This window comes from Aestuariivirga sp., from assembly GCF_037139295.1.
Lineage (GTDB): Bacteria > Pseudomonadota > Alphaproteobacteria > Rhizobiales > Aestuariivirgaceae > Aestuariivirga.
This window is the reverse complement of record NZ_JBAXGR010000268.1, coordinates 1-2,034: the sequence shown is the minus strand read 5'-3', so window position 1 is coordinate 2,034 and position 2,034 is coordinate 1. Positions and strand designations below refer to the sequence as shown.

Below are 2,034 nucleotides of genomic sequence, written 5' to 3'. Positions count from 1 at the left end.
GGCATGCTGTCTCCGCTGTAGACGATGCCTGATTCCAAGCTCGTTCGGTTAGGCAACTGCACATCGAAGGATATGACGAGAACCGTATTGCTCGTTTGAGAGACTGCAATATTACTGATCGTGAACGCTCCCGTGTAATTGGGAACGTAGGTATTCTTGGTCAAGCCATAGTTAAGCCGAGCTCTCTGGATGACTGCATCATCATCATAAAGGTGGATCACCGCCTTCACAGCATCGGAGGTAGTATTCACCTTGGCCTCATCAGCTATCGGCCTCTCGACTCTCAACCGCATTTCATAGGCTTCAGTTACCAGTCTCAAGCCGAATGAATTGAGTTCATCCAGTGATAGGCCCGCCAGTGCTGAGGGAGACGTGTTGTAGACGGCCTGCGCCGCTGACCAACCTTGCGTAGCGGACACAGCAAGCGTGTTAATTGCAAGGAAGATGGATAAGCACAGCGATTGCGCAAGCCTGATCACCAAACGTACTCCTATTTAGAGTCAGAGATGTTGGATAACATCTACCAACGGACGTGTCGATACGCGGAGACCGCGAATAGGATAGGCCCACAATGTACACTCTTGCATTGTCCGCAGGGTGCAAGAGCTGTTGTCGGGCCAGGAACGATTTCCATTGCCGCCTCGGCGCCGCTCCACCCACGTGCTACTCATCGCGGGCGTCGTTCAAGGCTAGAGCAGCAGCTTCCCAGGCTGCATGTTGAGGGTTCCATTCTAATGACAAAGCCACGGATGATACGCATCCCCAACACCTGATGTCCCGAAGGCAACACACCACGAGGACTTCGGGGCAGTACGCCCGGCACGCAGCCGCCCCCTTGCTGTCGAGTGGTTGCTACTCTAGCGTCTGATCCGTCGTCGCTGTAATTTATTGGTAGAATCACCGCCTTATCAGGCCTGCGAGCCGCAGTGGCTTGGTGAGTGCAGTCAAGTTTAAAGCCATAGGGGCGTTGTTCATGAGATCAGTATTTCTCGCGGCCATAGTTTCTTTGAATGCGCTGAGCGCTCCAGCCAATGCAAACACTGTTGTTGACTGGCGATGGCTGAATGGCACGACATGGTACGTCCCGACCTCCGGGCTACCGGCCTACACGTACACCCCTCTGAACAACACTCTAACCCCGGTACAAGATCAGACTGTCTACACGATCACTGGGTACAGAAATGGATATTTCTGGGGTCGAACAGCCGGACAAATAGATACAAATGATATTTCCTGCATGTCTTTGGTCGGTTCCGTGACACCTGAAGGGAAAATCTACCTGACCTTCACGCCGTTTCCATTTAGCCCCGGAGACGAGCGGACCATCGGCGTTGGCACGATGGTGCGAAAAGCTGGAAAATGGATGATGCAAAACCAAATGTCGACCGGCTCGCCCAGCCTTCATATTGGCCATTGGGCTTACATGGTTCAGACAAAGCCCAATACTGCATCCTGGTACTCTCTTCCCGGCGTCGGCGTGTCGGTACCAGAGTTCATGAAGGATTGCCTCGACGCTGCGCCTACAGCGCCACCGCCCTGAACAGATCAGTCCAGGTCACAGTTTTCATCCAGCGCGGATTTTCCAACGGTTGTCCCAGCTGCAACTTCTGTAGTCCTTGTTCTGTTGCATTAGCAGTGTGCGGGTAGCTCTGTGGCAAACGACGCTACCGCACCTACCCGTCACGTACGAAATACCATTAGCGGCGGATCCAGAGCGACCCGCAGATTGCCTATCTCCTCCTTACGCAGTCGCGGGCGTAGTTCAGTGCTAGAACGGCAGCTTCCCAAGCTGCATATCGAGGGTTCTATTTCTGTCGCGACACCTTTGGCCCTGCTCCACCGCAACATGTGCGCCTGCGTGTCATGGGCACCTGTGGGGATGGACCACAACAACGCGGACCTAACGAGTTAATGCGGTTGGCGATGGGATTTGCCTGCCTACTCTTTCGTATGTTATATATATATTTCAGTTTTATAGAGGTTCGCATCTTTATTCCGCATGGTGCGCAAACATCCCTGGCCATTGAGCATCGC

2 protein-coding genes and 1 tRNA gene are annotated in these 2,034 nt (G+C 53.4%); 2 read left to right on the top strand and 1 reads right to left on the bottom strand.

Going from position 1 to position 2,034, the window contains the following annotated elements:
* The coding region (locus tag WCJ41_RS21780; RefSeq protein ID WP_336907931.1) for a hypothetical protein at positions 1-479 on the bottom strand (479 nt) is incomplete at its 3' end.
* A 455-nt stretch (positions 480-934) separates the two neighbouring features.
* On the opposite strand from WCJ41_RS21780, the gene WCJ41_RS21775 reads away from it, so the two are divergent.
* Positions 935-1,540, top strand: coding sequence for a hypothetical protein (locus WCJ41_RS21775; RefSeq protein WP_336907930.1), 606 nt, complete (start codon positions 935-937; stop codon positions 1,538-1,540).
* 211 nt (positions 1,541-1,751) lie between these two features.
* Positions 1,752-1,839 (top strand) — tRNA-Gly (locus WCJ41_RS21770).
* The last annotated feature ends 195 nt before the right edge of the window (positions 1,840-2,034 follow it).